Source organism: Rhodococcus aerolatus (assembly GCF_054783215.1).
Genome location: NZ_BAAGQZ010000005.1, coordinates 87,252 through 110,382, shown reverse-complemented (window position 1 = coordinate 110,382; position 23,131 = coordinate 87,252). Strand labels below are relative to the sequence as shown.

At 75.9% G+C, this 23,131-nt stretch carries 22 protein-coding genes and 1 riboswitch; of the genes, 10 read left to right on the top strand and 12 right to left on the bottom strand.

The window, feature by feature from the left end:
* Nucleotides 1–41 precede the first annotated feature (41 nt).
* Together cobG and ACYVOF_RS03890 are read right to left on the bottom strand one after the other, a co-directional pair.
* Nucleotides 42–1,175, bottom strand: a complete 1,134-nt coding sequence (cobG, locus tag ACYVOF_RS03895; RefSeq protein ID WP_460864200.1) for a precorrin-3B synthase — start codon at nucleotides 1,173–1,175, stop codon at nucleotides 42–44.
* Nucleotides 1,176–1,214: 39 nt separating this feature from the next.
* Nucleotides 1,215–2,390, bottom strand: coding sequence for a low temperature requirement protein A (locus ACYVOF_RS03890; protein WP_460864199.1), 1,176 nt, complete (start codon nucleotides 2,388–2,390; stop codon nucleotides 1,215–1,217).
* Between the two features lie 162 nt (nucleotides 2,391–2,552).
* Here ACYVOF_RS03890 and ACYVOF_RS03885 point away from each other — a divergent pair, with 162 nt between their 5' ends.
* The gene (locus ACYVOF_RS03885; RefSeq protein ID WP_460864198.1) at nucleotides 2,553–4,028 is read left to right on the top strand and encodes a DHA2 family efflux MFS transporter permease subunit; all 1,476 of its coding nucleotides are present in this window, start codon (nucleotides 2,553–2,555) and stop codon (nucleotides 4,026–4,028) included.
* A gap of 18 nt (nucleotides 4,029–4,046) precedes the next feature.
* Here the strand turns inward: ACYVOF_RS03885 and ACYVOF_RS03880 are convergent, their stop codons facing one another.
* Complete coding sequence (locus ACYVOF_RS03880) at nucleotides 4,047–5,045, bottom strand: aldo/keto reductase (RefSeq protein ID WP_460864197.1); 999 nt, start codon at nucleotides 5,043–5,045, stop codon at nucleotides 4,047–4,049.
* Between the two features lie 166 nt (nucleotides 5,046–5,211).
* On the opposite strand from ACYVOF_RS03880, the gene ACYVOF_RS03875 reads away from it, so the two are divergent.
* Both ACYVOF_RS03875 and ACYVOF_RS03870 read left to right on the top strand, forming a co-directional pair.
* Nucleotides 5,212–5,664 carry a CBS domain-containing protein gene (locus tag ACYVOF_RS03875; RefSeq protein ID WP_460864196.1) on the top strand — a complete coding sequence of 151 codons (453 nt, stop codon included), beginning with the start codon at nucleotides 5,212–5,214 and terminating at the stop codon, nucleotides 5,662–5,664.
* 62 nt (nucleotides 5,665–5,726) lie between these two features.
* Nucleotides 5,727–6,701 (top strand): aldo/keto reductase, encoded by a 975-nt coding sequence (locus ACYVOF_RS03870; protein WP_460864195.1) that lies wholly within the window; start codon nucleotides 5,727–5,729, stop codon nucleotides 6,699–6,701.
* Nucleotides 6,702–6,710: 9 nt separating this feature from the next.
* Here ACYVOF_RS03870 and ACYVOF_RS03865 read toward each other — a convergent pair whose 3' ends face one another.
* The 3 genes from ACYVOF_RS03865 to ACYVOF_RS03855 are packed head-to-tail and all read right to left on the bottom strand — an operon-like array spanning nucleotide 6,711 to nucleotide 9,300.
* Complete coding sequence (locus tag ACYVOF_RS03865; protein WP_460864194.1) at nucleotides 6,711–8,192, bottom strand: hypothetical protein; 1,482 nt, start codon at nucleotides 8,190–8,192, stop codon at nucleotides 6,711–6,713.
* A gap of 25 nt (nucleotides 8,193–8,217) precedes the next feature.
* A complete protein-coding gene (locus ACYVOF_RS03860) occupies nucleotides 8,218–8,817 on the bottom strand; it encodes a TetR/AcrR family transcriptional regulator (RefSeq protein WP_460864193.1) in 600 nt (199 codons plus the stop codon).
* Nucleotides 8,818–8,865: 48 nt separating this feature from the next.
* A complete protein-coding gene (locus ACYVOF_RS03855) occupies nucleotides 8,866–9,300 on the bottom strand; it encodes a VOC family protein (RefSeq protein WP_460864192.1) in 435 nt (144 codons plus the stop codon).
* 126 nt (nucleotides 9,301–9,426) lie between these two features.
* A riboswitch (cobalamin riboswitch) is annotated at nucleotides 9,427–9,511 on the top strand.
* A gap of 58 nt (nucleotides 9,512–9,569) precedes the next feature.
* Between ACYVOF_RS03855 and cobN the strand changes: the two genes are divergently transcribed.
* Both cobN and ACYVOF_RS03845 read left to right on the top strand, forming a co-directional pair.
* Nucleotides 9,570–13,166, top strand: a complete 3,597-nt coding sequence (cobN, locus tag ACYVOF_RS03850) for a cobaltochelatase subunit CobN (protein ID WP_460864191.1) — start codon at nucleotides 9,570–9,572, stop codon at nucleotides 13,164–13,166.
* Between the two features lie 107 nt (nucleotides 13,167–13,273).
* A complete protein-coding gene (locus tag ACYVOF_RS03845; RefSeq protein ID WP_460864190.1) occupies nucleotides 13,274–13,543 on the top strand; it encodes a GlsB/YeaQ/YmgE family stress response membrane protein in 270 nt (89 codons plus the stop codon).
* On the opposite strand, the gene ACYVOF_RS03840 is transcribed toward ACYVOF_RS03845, so the two are convergent.
* The 3 genes from ACYVOF_RS03840 to ACYVOF_RS03830 are packed head-to-tail and all read right to left on the bottom strand — an operon-like array spanning nucleotide 13,540 to nucleotide 16,431.
* Nucleotides 13,540–14,160, bottom strand: coding sequence for a lipocalin family protein (locus tag ACYVOF_RS03840; protein WP_460864189.1), 621 nt, complete (start codon nucleotides 14,158–14,160; stop codon nucleotides 13,540–13,542). The genes ACYVOF_RS03845 and ACYVOF_RS03840 overlap by 4 nt on opposite strands.
* 56 nt (nucleotides 14,161–14,216) lie before the next feature.
* Nucleotides 14,217–14,939, bottom strand: coding sequence for a TIGR03089 family protein (locus tag ACYVOF_RS03835; protein WP_460864188.1), 723 nt, complete (start codon nucleotides 14,937–14,939; stop codon nucleotides 14,217–14,219).
* A 28-nt stretch (nucleotides 14,940–14,967) separates the two neighbouring features.
* The gene (locus ACYVOF_RS03830) at nucleotides 14,968–16,431 is read right to left on the bottom strand and encodes an LCP family protein (protein ID WP_460864187.1); all 1,464 of its coding nucleotides are present in this window, start codon (nucleotides 16,429–16,431) and stop codon (nucleotides 14,968–14,970) included.
* A 442-nt stretch (nucleotides 16,432–16,873) separates the two neighbouring features.
* Between ACYVOF_RS03830 and rfbB the strand changes: the two genes are divergently transcribed.
* Genes rfbB through ACYVOF_RS03815 form a run of 3 tightly spaced genes read left to right on the top strand, consistent with a single transcriptional unit; the run spans nucleotide 16,874 to nucleotide 19,630 of the window.
* Nucleotides 16,874–17,869, top strand: coding sequence for a dTDP-glucose 4,6-dehydratase (gene rfbB, locus ACYVOF_RS03825; RefSeq protein WP_460864186.1), 996 nt, complete (start codon nucleotides 16,874–16,876; stop codon nucleotides 17,867–17,869).
* Nucleotides 17,866–18,747: a dTDP-4-dehydrorhamnose reductase gene (gene rfbD / locus ACYVOF_RS03820; protein ID WP_460864185.1), complete on the top strand. Its 882-nt coding sequence runs from the start codon at nucleotides 17,866–17,868 to the stop codon at nucleotides 18,745–18,747. The genes rfbB and rfbD overlap by 4 nt, the downstream gene beginning before the upstream one ends.
* 22 nt (nucleotides 18,748–18,769) lie before the next feature.
* Nucleotides 18,770–19,630 (top strand): glycosyltransferase family 2 protein, encoded by an 861-nt coding sequence (locus ACYVOF_RS03815; protein WP_460864184.1) that lies wholly within the window; start codon nucleotides 18,770–18,772, stop codon nucleotides 19,628–19,630.
* Here the strand turns inward: ACYVOF_RS03815 and ACYVOF_RS03810 are convergent.
* Nucleotides 19,627–19,860: a hypothetical protein gene (locus ACYVOF_RS03810; protein WP_460864183.1), complete on the bottom strand. Its 234-nt coding sequence runs from the start codon at nucleotides 19,858–19,860 to the stop codon at nucleotides 19,627–19,629. The genes ACYVOF_RS03815 and ACYVOF_RS03810 overlap by 4 nt on opposite strands.
* A 168-nt stretch (nucleotides 19,861–20,028) precedes the next feature.
* Between ACYVOF_RS03810 and manB the strand changes: the two genes are divergently transcribed.
* Both manB and ACYVOF_RS03800 read left to right on the top strand, forming a co-directional pair.
* On the top strand, nucleotides 20,029–21,105 hold the full coding sequence (gene manB, locus ACYVOF_RS03805) for a mannose-1-phosphate guanylyltransferase (protein ID WP_460864182.1): 1,077 nt from the start codon (nucleotides 20,029–20,031) through the stop codon (nucleotides 21,103–21,105).
* 10 nt (nucleotides 21,106–21,115) lie between these two features.
* Nucleotides 21,116–22,033: a DNA-3-methyladenine glycosylase family protein gene (locus tag ACYVOF_RS03800; protein ID WP_460864181.1), complete on the top strand. Its 918-nt coding sequence runs from the start codon at nucleotides 21,116–21,118 to the stop codon at nucleotides 22,031–22,033.
* Here the strand turns inward: ACYVOF_RS03800 and ACYVOF_RS03795 are convergent.
* Nucleotides 22,027–22,572: an NUDIX hydrolase gene (locus ACYVOF_RS03795; RefSeq protein WP_460864297.1), complete on the bottom strand. Its 546-nt coding sequence runs from the start codon at nucleotides 22,570–22,572 to the stop codon at nucleotides 22,027–22,029. The genes ACYVOF_RS03800 and ACYVOF_RS03795 overlap by 7 nt on opposite strands.
* Before the next feature lie 53 nt (nucleotides 22,573–22,625).
* The coding region (locus ACYVOF_RS03790) for a nitroreductase family protein (protein ID WP_460864180.1) at nucleotides 22,626–23,131 on the bottom strand (506 nt) is incomplete at its 5' end.

Here is a 23,131-nt window from a genome sequence, read left to right as displayed (position 1 = left end):
GACGACACCTTAGATGAGGTGAGGCTCACCTAACCACCACGTCAGCCCACCGCGTACCCGTCGGGGGTCGCGACCACGTCGAGGACCTCGCCGCGGGGCCGGCCGCAGCGGCGCTCGCAGCCGGAGAAGTGGACCGCACCGTCCCCGGGCAGGGTGCCCGTCGCGACGGCGGACGCCGCGTCCGTCCGCACGTCGGCCAGGGCCTTCGCGCACCCCGGGCGCCCCGCGCACGACGTCACCCGCGACCACTCCGAGGCCGCGTCGAACACCAGCCCGCGGGGCGCGACGAACCGCAGCAGCGCGTCGGCCACGTCCTCGTCGAGGTCGGTCACGACGACGCCCCGCCAGGGGGTGACGACCAGCGGACGCTCGACCGCGGCCAGGAAGCGGGCCGTCCCGGCGTCGAGACGCCCGAGGGGCACCACCGCGCCGAGCGAGACGAGCCCGTCGTCCTGGGCCAGCCAGCCGACGGGCGCCCCGGCGGCGGTCGCCAGCGGCTCCGGCTCGCCGCCCCCGTCGAGGGCCGCGCGCACCCGGGCCGCGCCGTCGGGCACCTCGGCGAGCCGCCACGCCGACCCCCGCACCTCGTGGAACGCGGTCGCGGCCCGCCGCAGCAGCGCCACGGCGTCCCCGGGGGCGACGCGCACCCCGGAGTCGACCCCGGCCAGGACCACCGCGAGCGCGTCGGCGGTGACGGCGTGCACGCCGACGTCGGCCGCCAGGCCCGTCACGTCCCCCCGGCCGTCGTCGAACGAGGCGAGGAAGCGGCCGGGCAGCGCCGCCAGCACCGGGTCCGCCCGCAGCGCGGTGTCGAACCCCGTGACCAGCGGCCGGACGTCGAGCAGCCCGCCGAGGCGCCCGGTCAGGGGGGACGCGACGACGTTGCGCACCGTCTCGTGGGTCGCCGAGGGCAGCAGCCCGGCCCCCGCCAGCCGCTCGGCGAGCTCGACCTCGGCGCCGGCGGGCAGGGCCCGCAGCTGCAGGTTGCCGCGGCTGGTCAGCTCGAGCGCACCGTCGGAGAGCTCCTCGGCGGCGTCGGCCAGCACCTCGAGCTGGGCGGCCGTGAGCATCCCGCCGGGCAGCCGCACGCGGGCGAGCCCGCCGTCGGCGGCCGGGTGGACCTGCAGCGCCCCGGGGCACGCGTCGACCCTGGTGCGGGCCCGGCTCTCGGTCACCGGCCCGAGGGTAACGAGCCCGGACGGGCGCGGGAGCGCTCAGGCGGCCGTCGGTCGCGGGCGTCGGGCAGCGGGGCGGGCCCCGGCACCCACCACGACGACGACCACGGCCAGCAGCAGCAGGGCGAGCACGAGGGCCGGCAGGGCGGTGGACACGGCGAGGACCGCGAGGCACGCCACCCCGCCGACCAGCGGCGCCACGGGCACGGCACCGCTGGTGCGCCACCGGAAGAGCGTCTGGCCCAGCAGGTACACCGCGGGGCCCGCGACGACGACCGACGCCTCGGGCAGGTGCAGGTGCTCACCCGGGTGCCCGATGACGATCTCGTCGCCGACCGCGGCGAGGATGATGCCCGCCACCAGCAGCACGTGCAGGTAGGTGAAGGCGTCCCGGGCGACCTGCGTGCTGCGGGTCCCCGCCGCCGCCAGCCGCCGCTCGGCCCGGGCCGCGCCGTCGCCGAAGTAGAGCCACCAGAACGCGGCCGACCCGAGGAACGCGACCACGAACGCGGTCGAGCGGGCCGGGTCCAGCGTCAGCTCGGCGGTGGTCGCCCCCGTGATCACGATCGACTCGCCGAGCGCGATGATGATGAACAGCTGGAACCGCTCGGCGAAGTGCTCGGCCACGACGTCCCACCGACTCGGGTCGAGCCGCGGCAGTCCCGGCACGCGGTACGTCGAGACCGGCCCGGCCAGGTCGACGACCACCGCGACGACCCACAGCACGGTGCGTGCCGGACCGTCGACCAGCGCACCGGCGAGCCACAAGGCCCCGGCCGCCCCGAACCACACCAGGATGCGCAGCGCCCGCTCCCGCTCGGGCGTGCCGCGGTCGGCGGTGACGAGGGCGAGGAAGAGGTGCCGTCCCACCTGCAGCACGACGTAGGGCACCGCGAAGAGCAGCGCCCGGTCGCCGAACGCGTCGGGGATCGCGACGGCCATGAGCAGCGACAGCAGCATGAGCGTCACGACGAGGCCGCGGACGACCGACGACTCGGGGTCGAGCTCGTTCGTGACCCAGGTCGTGTAGTTCCAGGACCACCAGACGGCGACGAGCATGATCGCCGACTGGAGCACGCCGGTCCAGGTCAGGTGGACGAGCAGGTGGTGCGACACCTGGGTCACCGCGAACACGAAGACGAGGTCGTAGAACAGCTCGAGCGCCGTCGCACGCTGCTGGTGGCCCGGGGACCGGTCGCGCAGGAAGCGGGGCATGCCAGCAGAAGGTAGTGGTCTCCCCGGGTGCGGGGGAGGCCCGCGACGCGGGCGGAATACCGGTCGACCCCGGCGACGCTGAGGGGGACGATCAGCCCCGTTCCGCCGCTCCCGCACCCACCCCGACGGGCCGGCCCACCGCCTCCCCACCTGGAGACCCGTGTGACCACCACGCCCGACACGACCGACGCTGCTGCCGTCCCCGATCGCGCCACCGCCGCGCCGGACGCCCCGCAGAAGCTCTCGGCCGCCACCACCCTCGCGCTGACGGTCCTCGTCCTCTCGGCGTTCGTGATGATCCTCAACGAGACCATCCTCAGCGTGGCGCTGCGCGACCTCTCGGTCGACCTCGGCGTCACCGCCACCACGGTGCAGTGGCTGACCAGCGGGTTCCTGCTGACGATGGCGGTGGTCATCCCGCTGACCGGCTACCTGCTGGAGCGGTTCACCCCGCGGCAGGTGTTCGCCGCCGCGATGACGTTCTTCGTCGTCGGCACCCTCGTCGGCGCGCTCGCCCCCGGGTTCGGCGTGCTGCTCGTCGGCCGCGTGCTCCAGGCGTGCGGCACCGCGGTCATGCTGCCGCTGCTGATGACCACGGTGATGCGGCTGGTGCCCGTGGAGCGGCGCGGCGCCACGATGGGCACGATCACCATCGTCATCGCGGTCGCCCCCGCGGTGGGCCCCACCGTCGGCGGCGCGATCCTGTCCACCCTGGACTGGCGGTGGATGTTCTGGCTGGTGCTGCCCCTCGCGGTGGCCGCGCTGGTGCTGGGCACGACGTTCCTGCGGCTGCCCACGCCGACCCGCGCCGTGCCCCTCGACGTCGCCTCGGTGGTGCTCTCGGCCCTGGGCTTCGCCGGCGTCCTCTACGGGCTGTCGACGCTCGGGGAGGCCGGCGGGCTCACCTCGCCCGCCCCGTGGGCGGCGATCGTGGGGGGCCTGGTGGTCCTCGTCGTCTTCACCCGCCGCCAGCTGCGGCTGGCCCGGGACGACCGGGCCCTGCTCGACCTGCGCACCTTCGCCCACCGCGACTTCAGCGCCGGGGTGCTCGTGACCGCGCTCGCGTTCCTGTGCTTCCTCGGGGCCGCGGTGATCCTGCTGCCGCTCTACCTGCAGACCGTGCTGCGCACCAGCACCTTCGTCAGCGGGCTCGTCCTGCTGCCGGGCGGGCTGACGCTGGGCCTGCTGGGCCGTCCCGTCGGCGCGCTGTACGACCGGCTGGGCGCCCGCCGCCTCGTCGTGCCCGGGGCGACCGCGATGGCCGTGGCGCTGTGGCTGTTCGCGACGCTGGGGGAGACCTCGCCCATCGCCGAGGTGGTCGCCATCCACGTGCTGCTCATGATCGGCCTCGGGCTGATGATCACGCCGCTGCTGACCGACTCCCTGGGGGCGCTGCCGGAGAACCTCTACTCCCACGGCAGCGCGATCCTCTCCACGCTGCAGCAGGTGGCGGGCGCGTTCGGCACCGCGGTGTTCATCAGCGTGGCCACCGCCGCCACGGTCGGCGCCGAGGGTCTGCCGGGCCCGGCCGGGCTGCGGCTGGCGTTCGTCGTCGCCGGGTCGATCGGCGTCCTCACGGTGGGGGCCGCGCTGCTGGTGCGCAGCCCGGCCGCGCGCCGGGCAGACGTCCCCGCCTGACCGGCGCGCGGGCCGTGCCTAGCGGTGGGTGATCTCCGCCGTGGCTCCCGGGGCCAGCCGGGGCTCGCGGACGGGGACGTCACCGAGCGCCGCGTCGACGGCGGCGACCACGTCGTCGCTCAGCTCGACGCCGGACGCACCGGCGTTGGCGTGCACCTGCTCCGGCCGGGAGGCCCCGGTGATGGCCGAGGCGACCTCACCGCGGCGCAGCACCCACGCCAGCGCCAGGGTGGGCAGGTCGAGCCCGGCCTGCTCGGCGACGGGTCGCAGCCGGTCCACCGCGGCGATCGTGCCCGCGGTCAGCACGAGGTCCTTCGCGCTGCCCATCTCCTCGCTCGCGAAGCGGCTGCCCTCGGGCAGGTCGTCGAGCGAGTGGTACTTGCCCGTCAGCACGCCCTGCGCCAGCGGCGACCACACCACCTGCGAGATGCCGTTCTCCGCGCACACCCCGAACACCTCGGCCTCCGGCGCCTGCCACAGCATCGAGTACTGCGGCTGGGAGGAGACGAACAGCTCGGGGCCGGCGATCTCGACCCCGGTGCGGATCTGCTCGGGCGTCCACTCGCTGAAGCCGAGGTAGCGGGCCTTGCCCTGCTCGACGACCCTGGCGAGGGCCTCCAGGGTGTCCTCGACGGGCACGGACGAGTCGAACCGGTGGCACTGGTAGAGGTCGACGTGGTCGACCCGCAGCCGCCGCAGCGACGCGTCGACCTGCTTCGCGATCTGCTCCGGCGAGAGCCCGCTGTCGCCGGCGTCGTCGGACATCGGGAAGTAGACCTTCGTGGCCAGCACGTAGGAGTCGCGGGCGTGGTCGGCCAGGATCTCGCCCCAGGCGGTCTCCGCCGCGCCGCGGCCGTAGACGTTGGCGGTGTCGAAGAACGTGATGCCGGCGTCGAAGGCGGCCTCGGTGCAGGCGCGGGTCTGGTCGGCCTCGATGCCGCCGGAGTAGGTGAGCCAGGAGCCGAGGGAGATCTCGGAGACCTCCAGGTCGGACGAGCCGAGCTTGCGGGTGCGCACGGGGTGCTCCTTCGTGAGGCGGTGGGGTCGCGCCCGACCCTGGCACCGGGGGCGACCCGGCGCGACACGACCCCGACCCCGCGGTGGGACCGGTGCTCGGCGTGACGGTCCTCACCGGTCCGGGCGCTCGACCGGCGTCGTCGCCCCGGCGCGGGATGATCGGGACGTGCCCGTACCGCCCGCCTGGACCTGCCCCGAGCTGCCCGCCGACGCGGCCGGCCGCACGGTGGCCGACCTCGCGATCACGGCCCCCAAGACGCTGCCCGCCTCGGCGACGGTCGCCGACGCCCGCGACGCGCTGCGCGACGGCCACGTCCACCTCGTGCTGCTGGTGGGCGACGGGGTGCTGCGCGGCACCGTCGACCGGGCCGACCTGGAGCGCGAAGTGCCGCCGGGGTCCCCGGCGCTCGACGTGGCCCGCCTCGGGGCGCGCACCGTCGACGCCGCCGCGCCCGTGCTCGACGTTCACCGCGAGATGGTCGCGGTGGGCCGGCGCCGGCTGGCGGTCGTGGACGCTGAGCGACGGCTCGTCGGCCTGCTCTGCCTGCGCGCCGACGGCCGCGGCTTCTGCACCGACGCCGGCGTCGCCGCGCGGGAGGCCGAGCGCGCCGGGGGCTGACCGTGCGCGCGGTGGGGTGGGGGAGCAGGCTCGGGGCCGACCACCACCGGAGGAGGACAGCCGTGCAGACCGCGACCCTGGGTACCCTGACCGTCGGCCGGATCGGCCTGGGCGCCATGGGCATGTCCATGGCCTACTCGACCTCGCAGCGCGACGACGCCGAGTCGATCCGCACCATCCACCGCGCGCTGGACCTGGGCGTGACGCTGCTCGACACCGCCGAGATCTACGGCCCGTACACCAACGAGGAGCTCGTCGGGCGGGCCATCGAGGGCCGCCGCGACGAGGTCGTCCTGGCCACGAAGTACGGGATGGTCTCCCACGGCGGCGACGGGCCCGGCAACCTCGACTCCAGCCCCGACAACGTCCGCACCGCGGTCGAGGGCTCGCTGCGCCGGCTGCGCACCGACCACATCGACCTGCTCTACCAGCACCGCGTCGACCCGCGGACCCCGATCGAGGACACCATCGGGGCCGCCGCAGAGCTCGTCGAGGCGGGCAAGGTCCGGTACCTGGGACTGTCCGAGGCGTGGATCCCCACCATCCGCCGCGCCCACGCCGTGCACCCCATCACCGCGCTGCAGTCGGAGTTCTCGCTGTGGACCCGGGAGCAGGAGGAGGTGCTGCCGGTGCTGCGCGAGCTCGGCATCGGCCTGGTGCCCTACTCCCCGCTGGGCCGCGGCTTCCTCACCGGCACCATCCGCACGCCCGACGACTTCGACGACGACGACATGCGCAAGGGCAACCCCCGCTTCCAGGGCGAGAACTTCGACCGCAACCTCGAGCTGGCGGACCAGGTGGGCGAGCTGGCCCGCTCGATCGGCGTCACCCCCGCCCAGGTCGCGCTGGCCTGGGTGCTGGCGCAGGGCGAGGACATCGCGCCCATCCCCGGCACCAAGAAGGTCTCCCGGCTCGAGGAGAACGTCGCGGCCGACGAGGTGGTGCTCACCGCCGAGCAGCTGCAGACGCTCACCGACATGGCGCCGCCGTCGGGTGGGCACCACAGCGAGGAGCAGATGGCCGCCATCGAGCGCTGACGGCGGCGGTCACGCCGGCACGACGGGTCGGTGCGTCCCGGTCCGTCGTGCCAGCACCCCCAGCAGCCCGACCTCGACGACTCCGACGGCCGCGAGCCCGGCGACGTCGAGCGGGGTGTGCACGAGCGACAGCAGCCCGATCACGGTGTGCGCCACAAGCATCCCGGTCAGCGCGCCCACCGTGTGGCGCGGTGACCAGGCGCCGGAGCCGAGCCAGCGCCGCGCCAGGACCACGGACCCCACGGCGGCGGCCGTGGCGGCGGCGACCGCGACCCAGGCGCCCCCGGCGGTGGGGGCCCACCCGGCGTGCCGGGCGCCGGGCAGGGGCATCAGCAGGCCCAGGAAAAGCAGGGACGCAACGCCACTCGCCACCGCGAGGACCGCCGGCGGAGGTGGCGCCACGCTGCTGCGGGCGACCGGCCGGTGCACCCGGGGCAGGACCAGCAGCGCGGCGGCCACGGTCGCCAGCACGAGCACGGCCAGCACGACGTCGTCGGCCCACGGCATCGTGTAGCCGGGGTCCGCGGTGATGGGGACGAGTCGCAGGACCGCGAGCCCGAGGGCGGCGACGACGGCGGTGGCGACCGTCGCCCGCGCACCCAGCCAGGGCGTGCGCCGCACCCGCGGGTGCACCAGCTCGGCGAGCGCGATCGGCGCCGCGATGCTGATCACGGCGTGGTAGGTGAGCACCATCAACGCGTAGCCCACGTTGACCCCCTCCACCCGCGGCACGAGGTCGGTGATGCTGCGGAACAGGGTCGGGCTGGTGAGGGACTGCAGCGCGAGCCCTTCCTCCAGCACGCCGTAGGCGACACCCAGCACCAGCACCGCGGGCAGGCCGCCGCCGCGGCGTCGCACCACCTCCCGGACCAGCAGCGCGCCGGCACCGTAGGCGGGCCAGTACAGCAGCAGGCCGGCGAGCTGGCTGAGACGTGTGGAGCCCCAGGAGAGCTCGGCCACCAGGGGGGCGAGCACCACCAGGCTGAGGGCCGCGCGGTGCCCGGCGCGGGTGCGGTCGCCGGGGGCGGGGTAGCCGAAGGTGCGTCGCAGGCCCGGGCGGGTGGCGGCGACGAGCACGCCCACCACCACGACCGCGTGGCCGACCTGCAGGAGGACCAGCCACCGCGGCTCACCGGTGCCGACGGCGTACCACCCGAGAGCGAGCAGCTGCGCGACGGCGGCCACGACGGTGCGCCGGAGGCCCCGCTTCTCGTGCCGCCGCAGCCGGCGCAGGAACAACGGGTAGAGCAGCGCCACGGCGACGGCGGGTCCGGGCCTCGACCAGAGCGTCGCGGAGAGGCTCTGCTCGAGGGCGCGCCGCTGCGCCGGGTCGGCGAGCACCTCGGGGTCGGACGCCGCGAGCTGGTGGTCGAGGACCTGCTGGTGCAGCACGAGGGTCAGGCCGGCGACGACGAGGCCGACGGCCAGGTTGACGAGCATGAGCGTGACGAGCCGGCGCAGGGCGGGCGACCCGTTCGTGGTGTCCGGCATGACGTGTCCTCCGGTGGGGTTCCGGTCAGGGGCGGGTGGCCCGGTCGACGGTGGTGACCAGCTCGTCGGCGTAGTGGCCCAGGTCGAGGTCGGGCGCGGTCTCGAGCAGGAACGCGATGCCGTCGAGCGAGCGCTGCACGGTCACCGCCATCACCCAGGGGTCGAAGGCGCGGAAGACCCCGGTGCGGCACCCGTCGGTGAGGATGCGCTCGACGCGCGTCACCGCCGTGTCCTCCTCCGGGTCGCCGTAGGGCCGGGACCCGTCGGAGGGCCGGTGGTCGAGGAAGATCCGGCTCAGCGCCCGCATGGGCAGGCGGTGGGCGTCGTGCAGCTCGACGGTCGAGCGCACGTAGCCGAGCAGCGCCTCCCGCGGCCCGTCCACGTCGGACGGTCCGTGCGCCTCGACCCAGGTGCTGATGGTGCGGAACAGCGTGGCCACCACCTCGGCGACGAGCTCGTCCTTGTCCGCGAAGTGGTAGGAGATCATCCGCGTCGAGGAGAGCCCGGCCCGCCGCGTGATGTTCGCGAAGGTCGCGGCGCGGTACCCGTCCTCGGCGACCACGGCGATCGTGGCCTCGACGACCTGTGCCCGGCGCTCGGCCGCGGTCGGACGTGTTACTCGCACGAGTAACACTTTTACTCGTTCGAGTAACCGACCGCAAGGCCCGGGCCGTCAGACGACGCAGAGCTCGTTTCCCTCCGGGTCCGCCAGCACCACGTGGTCACCGCGCCCGGCGACGTCGTGCTGCGCGAGCACCGTGGCCCCGACCGAGACCAGCCGCTCGACCTCGGCGAGCACCCGGGGCCAGCGCTGCTCCCACGGGACGTGCCTGCCCCCGCCCACCCGCAGGTCCAGGTGGAGCCGGTTCTTGGCGGTCTTCGGCTCCGGGACGGCGAGCAGGGTCAGCCCCGGCCCCGCGCCGGAAGGGTCGACGAGCGCGACGACGTCCCCGCGCTCGTCGACGGGGATGTCGCAGCCGGCGTACCAGTCGTCCCAGCTGGGGAACCCGGCCGGTGGTGGGGCCGGCACGTAGCCGAGCGCGGCGGCCCAGAACCGCGCCAGGCGGGGTGCGTCGCGGCAGTCCAGCGTCATCGCCCAGGTGGTCACGGCCCAGTCTCACCCCCGTCGGGCCGAGGTGACGAACGCCCGGAGGAGGGCGCGGAGCACCGCTGGGCGGGAGCGGTCTGCTCGGGCCGCCCGGTAACGTCACCCGCAGATCCACGGCAGAGCAGCGAGGAAGCCCGGTGAGAGCCCGGCGCGGTCCCGCCACTGTGAGCCCCGGCCTGCGAGGAGCAGCGCAGGGGTGAGCCAGACACTCGCCCCTGCCGGCGACCCACGACGCGGGGCGGGCGACCCCGACGGAAGGCCGGACCCCCATGAGTGCACCCACCACGGAGCGCACGTTCACGCTGCTCTCCACCTCCGACACCGACCTGCTGGCCGCGCGCACCAGCGCCTCGAGCTGGCGCCTGGGCAACCCGTACCGCGTCGGTGACCTCGTCGAGTTCGCCGACGGCACCGACCTGGTCGTCGTCCGGATCCTGGGCTCGCGCCGGAAGTACGAGGACATGGTCGCGCCGCTGCTCGACCTCGGCGTGCCCGTCGTCGTCCTCGGCGGGGAGCAGCTGCCCGACGCCGAGCTCATGGAGCTCTCCACGGTGCCCTTCGGCGTGGCCACCGAGGCGCACACCTACCTGGCCCAGGGCGGACCCGACAACATCGTCGAGCTGCACCGCTTCCTCGCCGACACCGTCCTGCTCGACGGCGAGGGCTTCGCGCCGCCCGCGGAGACCCCGTCGTGGGGACTGGTGGAGCGACCCAGCACGGTCACCGGACCACGCGTCGCCGTCCTCTACTACCGCGCCCACCACCTGGCCGGGAACACGGCCTTCGTCGAGGACCTCTGCCAGGCGGTCGAGCGGAAGGGCGGGCACCCCGTCCCCGTCCACACCGCCAGCCTGCGCAGCACCGAGCCCGAGATGATCGACGCGCTGCGCAGCATGGACGCCCTCGTCGTCACCGTGCTCGCCGCCGGCGGCTCCACCCCCGCCAGCGCCCAGGCCGGCGGGGACGACGGGGCCTGGGACGTCGGCGAGCTCGCGAGCCTCGACCTGCCCGTCATCCAGGGCATGGTGCTGGGCACCCCGCGGGCCACCTGGGCCGAGAACGACGACGGCCTCACCCCGCTCGACGTCGGCAACCAGGTCGCCATCCCCGAGTTCGACGGCCGCATCATCTCCGTGCCCTTCTCGTTCAAGGAGGTCGACGACGAGGGCCTGACGTCCTACGTGGCAGACCCCGAGCGCGCCGACCGCGTGGCCGGCATCGCCCTGGGCCACGCCCGGCTGCGCCACACCCCGCCGGCCGAGCGCAAGGTCGTGGTGATGCTCAGCGCGTACCCGACGAAGCACTCCCGCATCGGCAACGCCGTCGGCCTCGACACCCCCGCGTCGGTGGTCCGCCTGCTCGCCGCGATGCGCGAGCAGGGCTACCAGCAGGGCGACGGGTTCCCCGGGGTCGACGCCCTCGACGGCGACACCCTGGTCCACGCGCTCATCGCCGCCGGCGGGCAGGACCCGGACTGGCTCACCGAGGAGCAGCTGGCCGGGAACCCGGTGCGCATCAAGGCGGCCGACTACCGCGCGTTCTTCGACACCCTGCCCGCCGAGCTCACCGACCGGATGGTCGAGCACTGGGGCCCGCCGCCGGGCGAGCTGTTCGTCGACCGCAGCCACGACCCGGACGGCGAGATCGTGTTCGCCGCGCTGCGCCAGGGCAACACCGTGGTCATGGTGCAGCCGCCGCGCGGGTTCGGCGAGAACCCCATCGCGATCTACCACGACCCGGACCTGCCGCCCAGCCACCACTACCTCGCCGCCTACCACTGGCTGCGCCACGACTTCGGCGCGCACGCGGTGGTCCACGTCGGCAAGCACGGCAACCTCGAGTGGATGCCCGGCAAGACCGTGGGCATGTCCGCCGCCTGCGCGCCCGACGCCGCGCTGGGCGACCTGCCGATGATCTACCCGTTCCTGGTCAACGACCCCGGCGAGGGCAGCCAGGCCAAGCGCCGCGCCCACGCCACCCTCGTCGACCACATGGTCCCGCCCATGGCCCGCGCCGACACCTACGGCGACATCGCGCGGCTCGAGCAGCTGCTCGACGAGCACGCCAACATCGCCGCGATGGACCCGCCCAAGCTGCCGGCGATCCGCCAGGAGATCTGGACGCTCATCGAGGCGGCCAAGCTCGACCACGACCTGGGCCTCGACGACCGACCGCACGACGCCGAGTTCGACGAGATGATCCTCAACGTCGACGGCTGGCTCTGCGCGGTCAAGGACTCCCAGATCCGCGACGGGCTGCACGTGTTCGGGGTCGCGCCGCAGGGCGAGGCCCGCATCGGCCTGGTCCTGGCCATCCTGCGCGCGCGCCAGATCTGGGGCGGCACCACCTCGCTGCCCGGGCTCCGGGAGGCCCTCGGCCTCGTCGAGGACGGCTCGGCCGGGCTGCACGAGACCGACGACGTCGAGGCCCGCGCCCTGGCCCTGGTCACCGCCTGCGAGGCCGCGGGCTGGACCCGGGAGGCCGTGGCCCCGATCGTGACCCAGGTGCTCGGCGCCCCGGACGCCGCGGTCGAGGCGGTGCTCGACTTCGCCGTCGCCGAGGTGGTCCCGCGGCTGGCCGCCACCACCGACGAGATGACGATGGCCCTGCACGCCCTCGACGGCGGCTACGTGCCGGCGGGCCCCTCGGGCTCCCCGCTGCGCGGCCTGGTCAACGTGCTGCCCACCGGGCGCAACTTCTACTCCGTCGACCCCCGCGCGGTGCCGAGCCGGCTGGCCTGGGAGACCGGGCAGGGCCTGGCCGACTCCCTCGTCGAGCGCTACCTGGCCGAGACCGGGGAGCACCCCCGCTCGGTGGGGCTCAGCGTGTGGGGCACCTCGGCCATGCGCACCTCCGGCGACGACGTCGCCCAGGTGCTGGCCCTGCTCGGGGTGCAGCCGGTGTGGGACGAGGCGTCCCGACGGGTGAAGACCCTGGAGCCGATCCCGCTGGCCGAGCTGGGCCGGCCCCGGCTCGACGTCACCGTCCGTATCTCCGGCTTCTTCCGCGACGCCTTCCCTCACGTCGTGACCATGATGGACGACGCCGTCAGCCTCGTCGCCGGGCTCGACGAGACCGCCGAGCAGAACTACGTCCGCGCCCACGTCGAGGCCGACGTCGCCGAGCACGGGGACCGCCGCCGGGCCACCGCCCGGGTGTTCGGGTCCAAGCCCGGCGCCTACGGGGCGGGCCTGCTCTCGCTCATCGACTCGAAGGACTGGCGCTCCGACGCCGACCTCGCCGAGGTCTACGCGGTGTGGGGCGGCTACGCCTACGGCCGGGACATGGCCGGCGTCCCGGCGCGGACCGACATGGAGAGCGCGTACCGGCGGATCGCGGTGGCGGCGAAGAACATCGACACCCGCGAGCACGACATCGCCGACTCCGACGACTACTTCCAGTACCACGGCGGCATGGTCGCCACGGTGCGCTCGCTGACCGGCCGCTCACCCAAGGCCTACATCGGCGACTCCACCCGGCCCGAGCACGTGCGCACCCGCTCGCTGGTCGAGGAGACCTCCCGGGTGTTCCGCGCGCGCGTCGTCAACCCCAAGTGGCTCGAGGCCATGCGGCGCCACGGGTACAAGGGTGCGTTCGAGATGGCGGCCACGGTCGACTACCTGTTCGGCTACGACGCCACCACCGGCGTGGTCGCGGACTGGATGTACGAGAAGCTGGCCGAGAGCTACGTGCTCGACGAGCAGAACGCGAAGTTCCTCTCCCAGTCCAACCCGTGGGCGCTGCACGGCATCTCCGAGCGGCTGCTCGAGGCCGCGGAGCGCGGGCTGTGGGCCGAGCCGGACCCGGCCACCATCACCGCGCTGCAGGAGGCCCTGCTCGCCGCGGAGGGTGACCTCGAGGGCTGAGCACCCCGGCGGGCGGCTTCGTCGGGCCCGGCGCTGATCACCGTGGCACGCTCCCGCCGAGCACCGGGGCCACCCCGTCCCGGTCCGCAACCGCACCGGAGGTCACCGTGCAACCAGGTGGGATCGTCAGCGCCATCGTCATCGGGCTCGTCGTGGGGCTGCTCGGCCGTCTCGTGGTCCCCGGCCGCCAGTCGATCGGGATCATCCTCACGATCGTGCTCGGCCTCGTCGGGTCCTTCCTCGGCGCCTACCTCACCTACAAGGTGGCGGGCACCGACGTCGGGTTCGTCACCGTGCTCATCGTGCAGGTCGCCGTGACCGCGGTGCTGCTCGTGCTGCTGACGGCGGCGACGCGCCGGGGCTCGAGCAGGCGCTAGGCCGGACCGGTCGTCACCGGCGGGCTGCACAGGGGGCCCTTGGTGCTCAGCCCGCCGGTGGTCGGCGTGGTCAGGAACCGGCACGGGTCGTACCCGGCGTCCTGGATCGCGGTGTACGCCGCCTGCCACTGCGCCGTGGTGAACGCGGGCGTGCGGGAGAGCAGGAACCCGCTCCGGCGCTGCGGGTCCCCGACCAGGGCCCACGTGTAGCCGGGGTCGTGCGCGGCCACGACGTAGTTGGTCCCGCCCAGGTAGAACGTGCGGCCGAAGAAGCGCAGGAAGCTGACCTGCAGCGCGCCCGTCGTCACCGGGTCGGTGACCCGGGCCGTGCCGCGGATCGGGACGGGGATGCCGAACGGGCCGCTGCACACGTTGGCCACCCCGATGGTGCCGTCGGGGTCGGCGGTGTACGTGGCGCGGGTGTCCCGCACGCAGAACACGTCGAAGAAGGCCGGGATCGCCGCGAGCTGGTCCCACTCGCCGACGTACTGCGTCAGGTCGGTGGACACCGGCTGCAGGGGGCCGGTGGTCTGCGCGCCGGCGGCCGGCGCGAGGCCGACGAAGGACACGAGCGCCACGAGGGCGGCCAGCAGGGCGCGGGTGGGGGTGCGGCGCACGAGGACCTCCAGGAGTTTGCCCGGAGATTACCCAGCCCGGCGGGCTCGTGCACCGGTCAGGCCCCGAGCGTGCGGGTGACCTTCTCGCTCTCGACCCGGCGGGTCAGCCGCGCCTCGTCGGGGTGGCTCACCTGCACCAGCGACGCGCCCGCGGCGAGCACGGCCAGCAGGCCGTCGGTGAGCGCGGCGGCCGACTCCCACCCGGCCGCGGACAGCACGCGGTCGGAGCGGGTGAGCCCCTGCGCGGCCGCCGAGGCACGCGCCGCGGCCACCACGTCACCGACCGACCGCGCGGCCAGGGCGGGGGCGGCGTCACCCACCCGCGGCGCGACGAACGCGTCCCCGTGCACCCGGACGGCGGTGGCGTAGTCGGTGACCCCGACGGGCAGGTCCGGCGCGGGTCGGCCGAACGCGTCGAGGGAGAGCACCACCTGCTCGGGGGCGTCGTCGACCTCGGCGAGCCGGTCGGCGGTGCACAGCGCGACGGCGGCGTCGGCCGGGGCGGGGGCCGCCGGGTCGTCGACGACGGCGCCGCACCACCAGGCGCCGAGCAGCACCGCCACGGTCTGCCAGTGCGCGGGCAGCGCCACGGTGACGCGGTCGCCGGGGGAGACCCCCAGCTCGTCGCGCAGCAGGTTGGCCGTCTTGGCCGCCCAGTTCGCCAGGGTCAGGCCGGAGACCTCGACGCGCTCCCCGGTGGCGTCGTCGTAGTAGGTGACGCGGGGGCCGGCGGGGTCCGCGTCCAGGATCGGGCGCAGCAGGGCGTCGGTGACCGTCATGGCCCCAGCCTCCCAGGCGCCGGCCCGGTCAGTCGACGCAGCGCGGGTCCGGGTCCGCGGCGATGGGGTCCGGGGCCGGCGCCGGAGCAGCAGCAGCGGGGCCGGCCGGGGTCGGCAGGGCCGGGGCGGTCCCGGCGGTGTCGCCGGACTGGGACGCCGCGCTGCCGGGGCCCGCGTAGTCCGTGCCCAGCACCACGCGCACCGTGCCCGCGGGCAGCGTGTCGTCGGTCTGCACCGGCAGGCCGCCCAGCAGCGACGCGACGGCGGCCGCGCCGGCGTCGGAGGGGTCCGTCGTCATCACCGCGCTCTCGGCCCGGTCCCCGTCGGGGCTGTTGCCCACCGCGCCGGTGCTGACGCCGAGCCCGCCGAGGGCGGTGGCGACGGAGGCGGCCAGGCCCTCGACGCCGGAGGCGTTGGCCACCTCGACCGGGGTCGACGGGGCCGCCGTGGTGGTGGTCGGGGCCGCACTGGTGGTCGACGGCGTGCGCCCGACGGCCTCGGCGGCCGCGGCCGCCACCTGGGCCGGGTCGACGGCCACGACGGACTCGCCGTCGGGGCTGGTCGCGTCGGGGTCGACGACGGGCACGGTGCGGAAGGTGACGCTCCCCCCGGCGAGGCCCTGCAGCTGCTGGGCGAAGCCGAGCAGGTCCCAGTCCGCGTCGATGACCACCGACCGGGCCAGGGCGTCCTTGAGCGCCCCCACCCGTCCCGGGCTGAGCGTCCCCGTGGAGAGCACCTTCCCCGCCAGGGAGGCCATGAACGCCTGCTGGCGCCGGATGCGGTCGAGGTCGCCGCGGGGCAGGTCGTGGCGCTGCCGGACGAAGCTCAGCGCGTCCGCCCCGGTGAGGGTCTGCTCGCCCGCGGGCAGCCTCGCCCCGGACAGCGGCTCGTCGACCGCGTTGCGCAGGCACACCGGCACGCCGTCGACGGCGTCGGTGAGCAGCACGAACCCGAGCAGGCCGATCTCGGCGTAGTGGTCGACGGTGACGCCGGTCAGCGACTGCACCGTCGAGACCAGGGCCTGGCGGCCGGCCTCGGTGGACGGTCCCTCGGTGGCGGCCGGGTCGTCCCCAGCGGCCACCATGGCGTCGGCCCGCGCCTGCTTGGCCGAGCCGTACACGCCGTTGATCTTCGCCTTGCCGCCGTCGGGGACGGCGACGAACGAGTCCCGGGGGATCGACAGGGCCGTCGCCGAGCCGCCGTCGTCCGGCACCCGCACCAGGATGATCGTGTCGGTGTTCGTGGTGGCCACGTCGCCGGCGCGCAGCTGGTCGAGCTCGGCCTGCGAGAGCGGGTTGCCCTGGGCGTCGGTGCGGCTGTCGGTGCCCACCAGCAGGATGTCGGTGGCGCCGTCGTCGTGGCTGCTGCCGTCACCGCCGAGGCCGAGCGCGGTGGTGGCCAGTCCGTCGTCCAGGCCGTCCACCGTCCGCCACGCGACGCCGGTGCCCAGCAGGACGAGCGCCGACGCCGCCACCGCGATCCCCCGCAGCACCCCGTGGCGCCGCGGCTCGGGCCGGGTGGGGCGACGGGCCGCGGTGCGGTCCGGCGGGCGGGTGGGGGTGTCACCAGTCGGGCGGGTGGGGCTGCCCCCAGCCGGGCGGGTGGGGGTGTCGCCGGGGCGGCGTTCCCGGTGCTGCGGTGGGCGCGGACGTGCGTCGCGCGGGGCGTCCCGACGTCTGCGGCCCGGGCGCGGGTCGTCGGTGGGGCGGGGGTCACGGGGGTCACGGGGGTCGCGCCGCCACTCGTCGTGCCCGTCCACCACCCCGCGTCCCCCCGGTCTGCTCGTCGCGTCCCCCCGTCGGGGCCGTCGCGTCGAGGAGGCTACGGGCGCGGGCACGCCCGGTCCGGGACCTCGACCGGCGTGCCAGACTGCCCCGGGTCGGCCGCGCCGGGCTCGGCCGGCGGACCACGACCACGACACAGGGGAGACCTCAGTGCGCCTGCTCGTCACCGGCGGAGCCGGGTTCATCGGCGCCAACTTCGTCCACCTGACCGTGGCCGAGCACCCCGAGCACCAGGTCACGGTGCTCGACGCGCTCACCTACGCGGGCAACCGGGCCAGCCTCGACCCCGTGGCCGGCTCCGTCGACTTCGTCGAGGGGTCCATCGCCGACCCCGAGCTGGTCGACCGGCTCGTCGCCGAGCACGACGTGGTGGTCAACTTCGCCGCGGAGAGCCACAACGACAACTCGTTGAGCAACCCCGAGCCGTTCCTGCAGACCAACGTCGTGGGCACCTTCCGGCTGCTGGAGGCGGTGCGCGCCCACGGCACCCGGCTGCACCACGTCTCGACCGACGAGGTCTTCGGCGACCTCGAGCTCGACGACCCGGCGCGCTTCACCGAGACCACCCCGTACCGGCCGTCGAGCCCGTACTCCTCGACCAAGGCGGGTGCCGACCTGCTCGTCCGCGCCTGGGTCCGCAGCTTCGGGCTCGCGGCCACGATCTCCAACTGCAGCAACAACTACGGCCCGTACCAGCACGTGGAGAAGCTCATCCCGCGGCAGGTCACCAACATCCTGCGCGGGGTGCGGCCCAAGGTGTACGGCGCGGGGGCCAACGTCCGGGACTGGATCCACGTCGACGACCACAACCGGGCGCTGCACGCCGTGCTCGAGCGCGGCCGCCTCGGCGAGACCTACCTCATCGGCGCCGACGGCGAGGCCGACAACCTCACCGTGGTCCGCACCCTGCTGCGGCTGCTCGACCAGCCCGAGGACGCCTACGACCTGGTCGGCGACCGCCCGGGGCACGACCTGCGCTACGCCATCGACGCCGGCAAGCTGCGCCGGGAGCTCGGCTGGGCGCCGCGCTACGCCGACCTCGAGGCCGGCCTGGCCGCGACCGTGGCGTGGTACCGCGAGCACGAGGACTGGTGGGCGCCCGCCAAGGACGCGACCGAGGCCGCGTACGCCGAGCTGGGCCGGTGAGCGTCCCCCCGCTGCTGGTCACCGGCGGCCGGGGCCAGCTGGGGACCGAGCTGGCCGGGCTGGCCACCGGCCTCGGGGTCGAGGTCAGCGCGCCCGGCTCGGCCGAGCTCGACGTCACCGACGCCGACGCGGTGGACGCCGCGGTGGCCCGGCTCGGGGCCGGCGGCGTCGTGGTGAGCTGCGCGGCCCACACCGCGGTCGACGCCGCCGAGACCGAGGTCGAGCGGGCCACCGCGCTCAACGCGACCGCGCCGGGGGTGCTCGCCGCGGCGTGCGCCCGCCACGGCGCCCGGCTGGTGCACGTCTCCACCGACTACGTCTTCGCCGGCGACGCCCGCGAGCCCTACGGCCCCGACGCCCCCACCGGGCCCCGCACGGTCTACGGCCGCACCAAGCTGGCGGGGGAGCGGGCCGTGCTCGCCGCGCTGCCCGGCGCCCACGTGGTGCGCACCGCCTGGGTGTACGGCGCCCACGGCCCCAACTTCGTCGCCACCATGGCGCGCCTCGAGCGGGAGCGCGACACCGTCGGGGTGGTGGCCGACCAGGTCGGCTCGCCCACCTGGACCGCCGACCTGGCCGCCGGGCTGCTCGAGCTCGCGGGCCGCGACGACCTGCCCGGGGGTGTGCTGCACGCGACCGGTGCGGGCACCGCCAGCTGGTGGGACCTGGCCCGGGCGGTCTTCGGCGAGCTCGGCGCCGACCCGGAGCGGGTGCTGCCCGTGACCACGGCCGACTTCCCGCGCCCGGCGCCCCGGCCCGCCTACTCGGTGCTCTCCGACGCCGCCTGGGTCGGGGCCGGGCTGGCGCCGCTGCCGCCGTGGCGCGACGCCCTGCACCGCTTCGTCCGCGGCGGCGGGCTCGCCGCGGTCCGGCCGTGACGGGCGTGCCGGGGGCGGCACCGTGAGCCTGGCCGTCGTCACCGTCACCTACTCCCCGGGCGAGCACCTCGAGGTGTTCCTCGCCTCGCTCGCCGCGGCCACCACCGAGGACCCCGTGGTGGTGCTCGCCGACACCGGCTCGGTCGACGGCGCGCCGGAGCGGGCGGTGGCCGGCCACCCCCGGGTGCAGCTGCTGCGCCTCGGCGAGAACGTCGGCTACGGCGCCGCCGCCAACCGGGCCGTGGCCGCGCTGGACCCCGGGGTGGACCTGGTGGTCGTGGCCAACCCCGACGTGCGGTGGGCGCCCGGCTCGCTCGACGTGCTGCTCGACGCCGCGCGCCGCACCCCGCGGGCCGGGGCGCTCGGCCCGTTGGTGCGCGAGCCCGACGGCGCGGTCTACCCCTCGGCCCGCGAGCAGCCGTCGCTCCTGGCCGGCAGCGGGCACGCCGTGCTCTCCCGGGTGTGGCCCGGCAACCCGTTCTCCCGGTCCTACCGGCGCAGCGGCGAGCAGCCGGTGGAGCGGGACGCGGGCTGGCTGTCCGGCTCGTGCCTGCTGCTGCGCCGGGCGGCGTTCGCCTCGGTGGGCGGGTTCGACTCCCGCTACTTCATGTACTTCGAAGACGTCGACCTCGGGGACCGGCTGGTGCGCGCCGGCTGGCGGTGCGTGTACGTCCCCGCCGCCGAGGTCCACCACGACCAGGGCCACGCGGCCGACCGGGCGCCCGCGGTGATGCTGCGCGCCCACCACGAGAGCGCGGCTCGGTTCACCGGCGAGCGGGTGCCTGCCGTCCTCGCCGCCCCGCTGCGGTGGGGCCTGCGGCTGCGCGCCCGGCTCGCCGTCCGCCGGGCGGCACCGTCGGGTGGCCCGGGCCGGTCGGACTAGCGGCGGCGCAGGGCGGGGAGCACGACCGTCGAGTCCGGGTCGACGGCGCGGGGGTCGGCCGCGGTGACCGCGTGCCGCGGGATGACCACCGTGTCGGTGTGGTCCATGTGCGAGGCCATGGTGTCCGGGGTCACGACCGTGCCGTCGCGCCGGCTGGCGCGCCGCAGTGCGGCGTCCGCGCGGTGCCGCGGCCCACGGGCGGCGGGGACGAGGAGGTCGTCAGCGGCCACGGCCGTCGCACCCCCGGTCCCGGCGTCACCCGCTCAGTGGCGGACCGGTCACCTGACCCACCCGGTCCTGCCGACGCGGCCAGTATGGTCCCTCAGGCCGACCCGCCGCGACCGACCCGCCGGGTCCGGGCGGCCCGCCCGGCGCACCGACGACCCAGGGAGAGACCGATGAACCTCGACACGACCGAGGCCGTGGTCCTGGTCGGCGGCAAGGGGACCCGGCTGCGCCCGCTCACCATGTCGGCACCCAAGCCGATGCTGCCCACCGCCGGCGTGCCCTTCCTGACCCACCTGCTCTCCCGCATCCGCGAGGCCGGCATCCGCCGGGTCGTGCTGGGCACCTCGTTCAAGGCCGAGGTGTTCGAGCAGCACTTCGGCGACGGCGCCGACATCGGCCTGGAGCTGGTCTACGTCACCGAGACCGAGCCGCTGGGCACCGGGGGCGGCATCCGCAACGTGGTCGACGTGCTGCGCGGCGAGACGGTCATGGTGTTCAACGGCGACGTCCTGGGCGGCACCGACCTGCGGCAGGTCCTCGAGACCCACGAGCGGTGCGAGGCGGACGTGACGCTGCATCTCGTGCGGGTGGGCGACCCCCGCGCCTTCGGCTGCGTGCCCACCGACGCCGACGGCCGGGTCACCGACTTCCTGGAGAAGACCGAGGACCCACCGACCGACCAGGTCAACGCCGGCTGCTACGTCTTCCGTCGCGAGGTGCTCGACGAGATCCCCGCGGGCCGGCCGGTCTCGGTGGAGCGCGAGGTGTTCCCGGCGCTGCTGGCGCGCGACGCCCGCGTGTTCGGCCACGTGGACGCCGCGTACTGGCGCGACATGGGCACCCCGGAGGACTTCGTCCGCGGCTCCTCGGACCTCGTCCGCGGCATCGCCCCGTCGCCCGCGCTGCCCGGGGCGCGCGGGGAGTCCCTGGTGCACCCCAGCGCCTCCGTCGGGGCGGGTGCGCTGCTCATCGGCGGCACCGTGCTCGGCCGGGGCGCAGAGGTCGGTGCCGGCGCCCGCCTCGACGGGGCCGTGGTCTTCGACGGTGCGGTGATCGAGGCGGGGGCGGTCGTGGAGCGCTCCATCGTCGGGTTCGGCGCACGCATCGGACCGCGGGCGCTGGTCCGCGACGGCGTCATCGGCGACGGCGCCGTGGTCGGGGCGCGCTGCGAGCTGCTCCGCGGCGCGCGGCTCTGGCCCGGGGTGGCCCTGCCCGACGGCGGGGTCCGCTTCTCCAGCGACGTGTGACGTCGCCGGCATGACGGCGGTCCGCGGCCGCCACCGCGACTGGCGGCCCGGCTTCACCGTCGAGCTCGCCGGGGTGCTGCGGCCGCTGTCGCGGGGCCGGGGCGACCCGACCACCCGGACCACGGCCGCCGGGGTGTGGCGCGCGGCCACGTCCCCCACCGGACCGGTGACGCTGCTGCTCACCCGGGGGCCCGACCGGTCGGTGCACGCCCACGCCTGGGGCGCGGGGGCGGAGCAGGCGCTCGACGGGGTGCCCGCCCTGCTCGGCGCCGACGACGACCCGTCGGGCTTCGTCGCCCACCACGACCGGGTCGCTGCGGCGGTGCGGGCCCGCCCCCACCTGCGCCTGGGCGCCAGCGGCACCGTGTGGGACGTGCTGCTGGGCGCCGTGCTGGAGCAGAAGGTCACCGGGACCGAGGCCCGCCGCTCCTGGCGCGAGCTGAGCTGGCGGTTCGGCGACCCCGCGCCCGGGCCGGTGCCCGACGGCCTGCGGCTGCCCCCGACCCCCGCCCAGCTGCTCGCGATCCCCGACTGGGAGTGGCACCGTGCGGGGGTCGACCACACCCGGCGCCGCGCTCTGCTGGCCGCCGCCTCGGTCGCGCCGCGGCTGGAGCGGGCCGTCGAGCTGCGGGGCGAGGCGGGCCGGACCTGGCTGCGCAAGGTGCCGGGCATCGGGGTGTGGACCGCCGCCGAGGTGGCCCAGCGCGCCTGGGGCGACCCGGACGCGGTCAGCTTCGGGGACTTCCACATCCCCACCGTGGTCGGCTGGGCGCTGGTGGGACGCCCGCTCGACGACGCGGGCATGGCTGAGGTGCTCGCCCCCTACGCCCCGCAGCGCCAGCGGGCGGTGCGGCTGCTGGAGGCCACCGGCGCGCCCCGGCCCCGCTTCGGCCCGCGGCTGAGCGTGCGGGACTTCCGCCGCTACTGACCCCGGGCCCGCGCCAGGGCCAGGCGCACCAGCTCACCGACGGTGTCGCCCGCGCCGCTGTCGGGCAGGGCGTCGACCGGCCACCAGCCCAGGTCGTCGGACTCGTCGCTGATCGCGATCCGGGCCCCCGGCGCGGCGCGGACCAGGAAGCGGACGTCGAGGTGGCGGGTCGGCACGCCCAGCGAGCAGGTCAGCGGGTGGGTGTCGAGGTGCAGCACGTCCGGGTCGATGCGCAGCGCGTCGGTGCCGGACTCCTCGCGCGCCTCGCGCAGCGCCGCGGCGACGAGGCCGTCGTCCTCCGGCTCGCAGTGCCCGCCGAGCTGCACCCACCGGCCCACCCGCGGGTGCAGGGTCAGCAGCACGTGGGTGGCGTCGTGGTCAAGGACGAGCGCGGAGGCGGTGACGTGGCCGGGCTCGCAGGACCGCGAGCACGCGTCCGGCCGGGCGGCGAGGAAGGCGAGCACGGTGTGGCGCACGGCGGACTGCCCGGCGTCGGGAGCCCGCCAGGCGGTCAGCCGGTCGACGGTGTCCGCGTGCACGGCCGCGGTGGGGCTGGGCGGGGTGGGGCTGGGTGCACCCGGCGCGGCGGTGCTCACCGGACCACCAGCGCGTCCCCGGCCACGGGCTCGCCCCGGGCGGGCACGGGCGCCGCGGGCACGCCGACCGCGACCGCGCCGACGGGGTGCCAGTCGGCGGGCAGGTCCAGCGCCGAGCGGGCGGCGTCCGCGGCGAAGATGGTGGAGCCGACCCAGCAGGAGCCCAGCCCGTCCGCGGCCAGGGCCACCAGCAGCGCCTCGACGGCCGCGCCCGCGGCCGCGGTGAACATCGTGTGCTCGGCGGCCGTGCGGGCGGGGTCGGGGTAGTCGTGGGCGGCGCCGTCCGCGGCCCAGAACACGGCCAGCAGCACGGGCGCGGTGCGCAGCAGGTCGCCCCGGGCCACCCGGCGCTCCACCTCGACGGCGCCGCGGCCGTCCGCGGCCAGGTCCGCCCGCCAGCGCGAGGCCGTGGCGTCGAGCTGCGCGGTGCCCGGGGCGGGCGGGGGTGCCCACACCACCCCCAGCGGGTGGGTGTGGTGCGGCGCGGGGGCGGTGGTGGCGT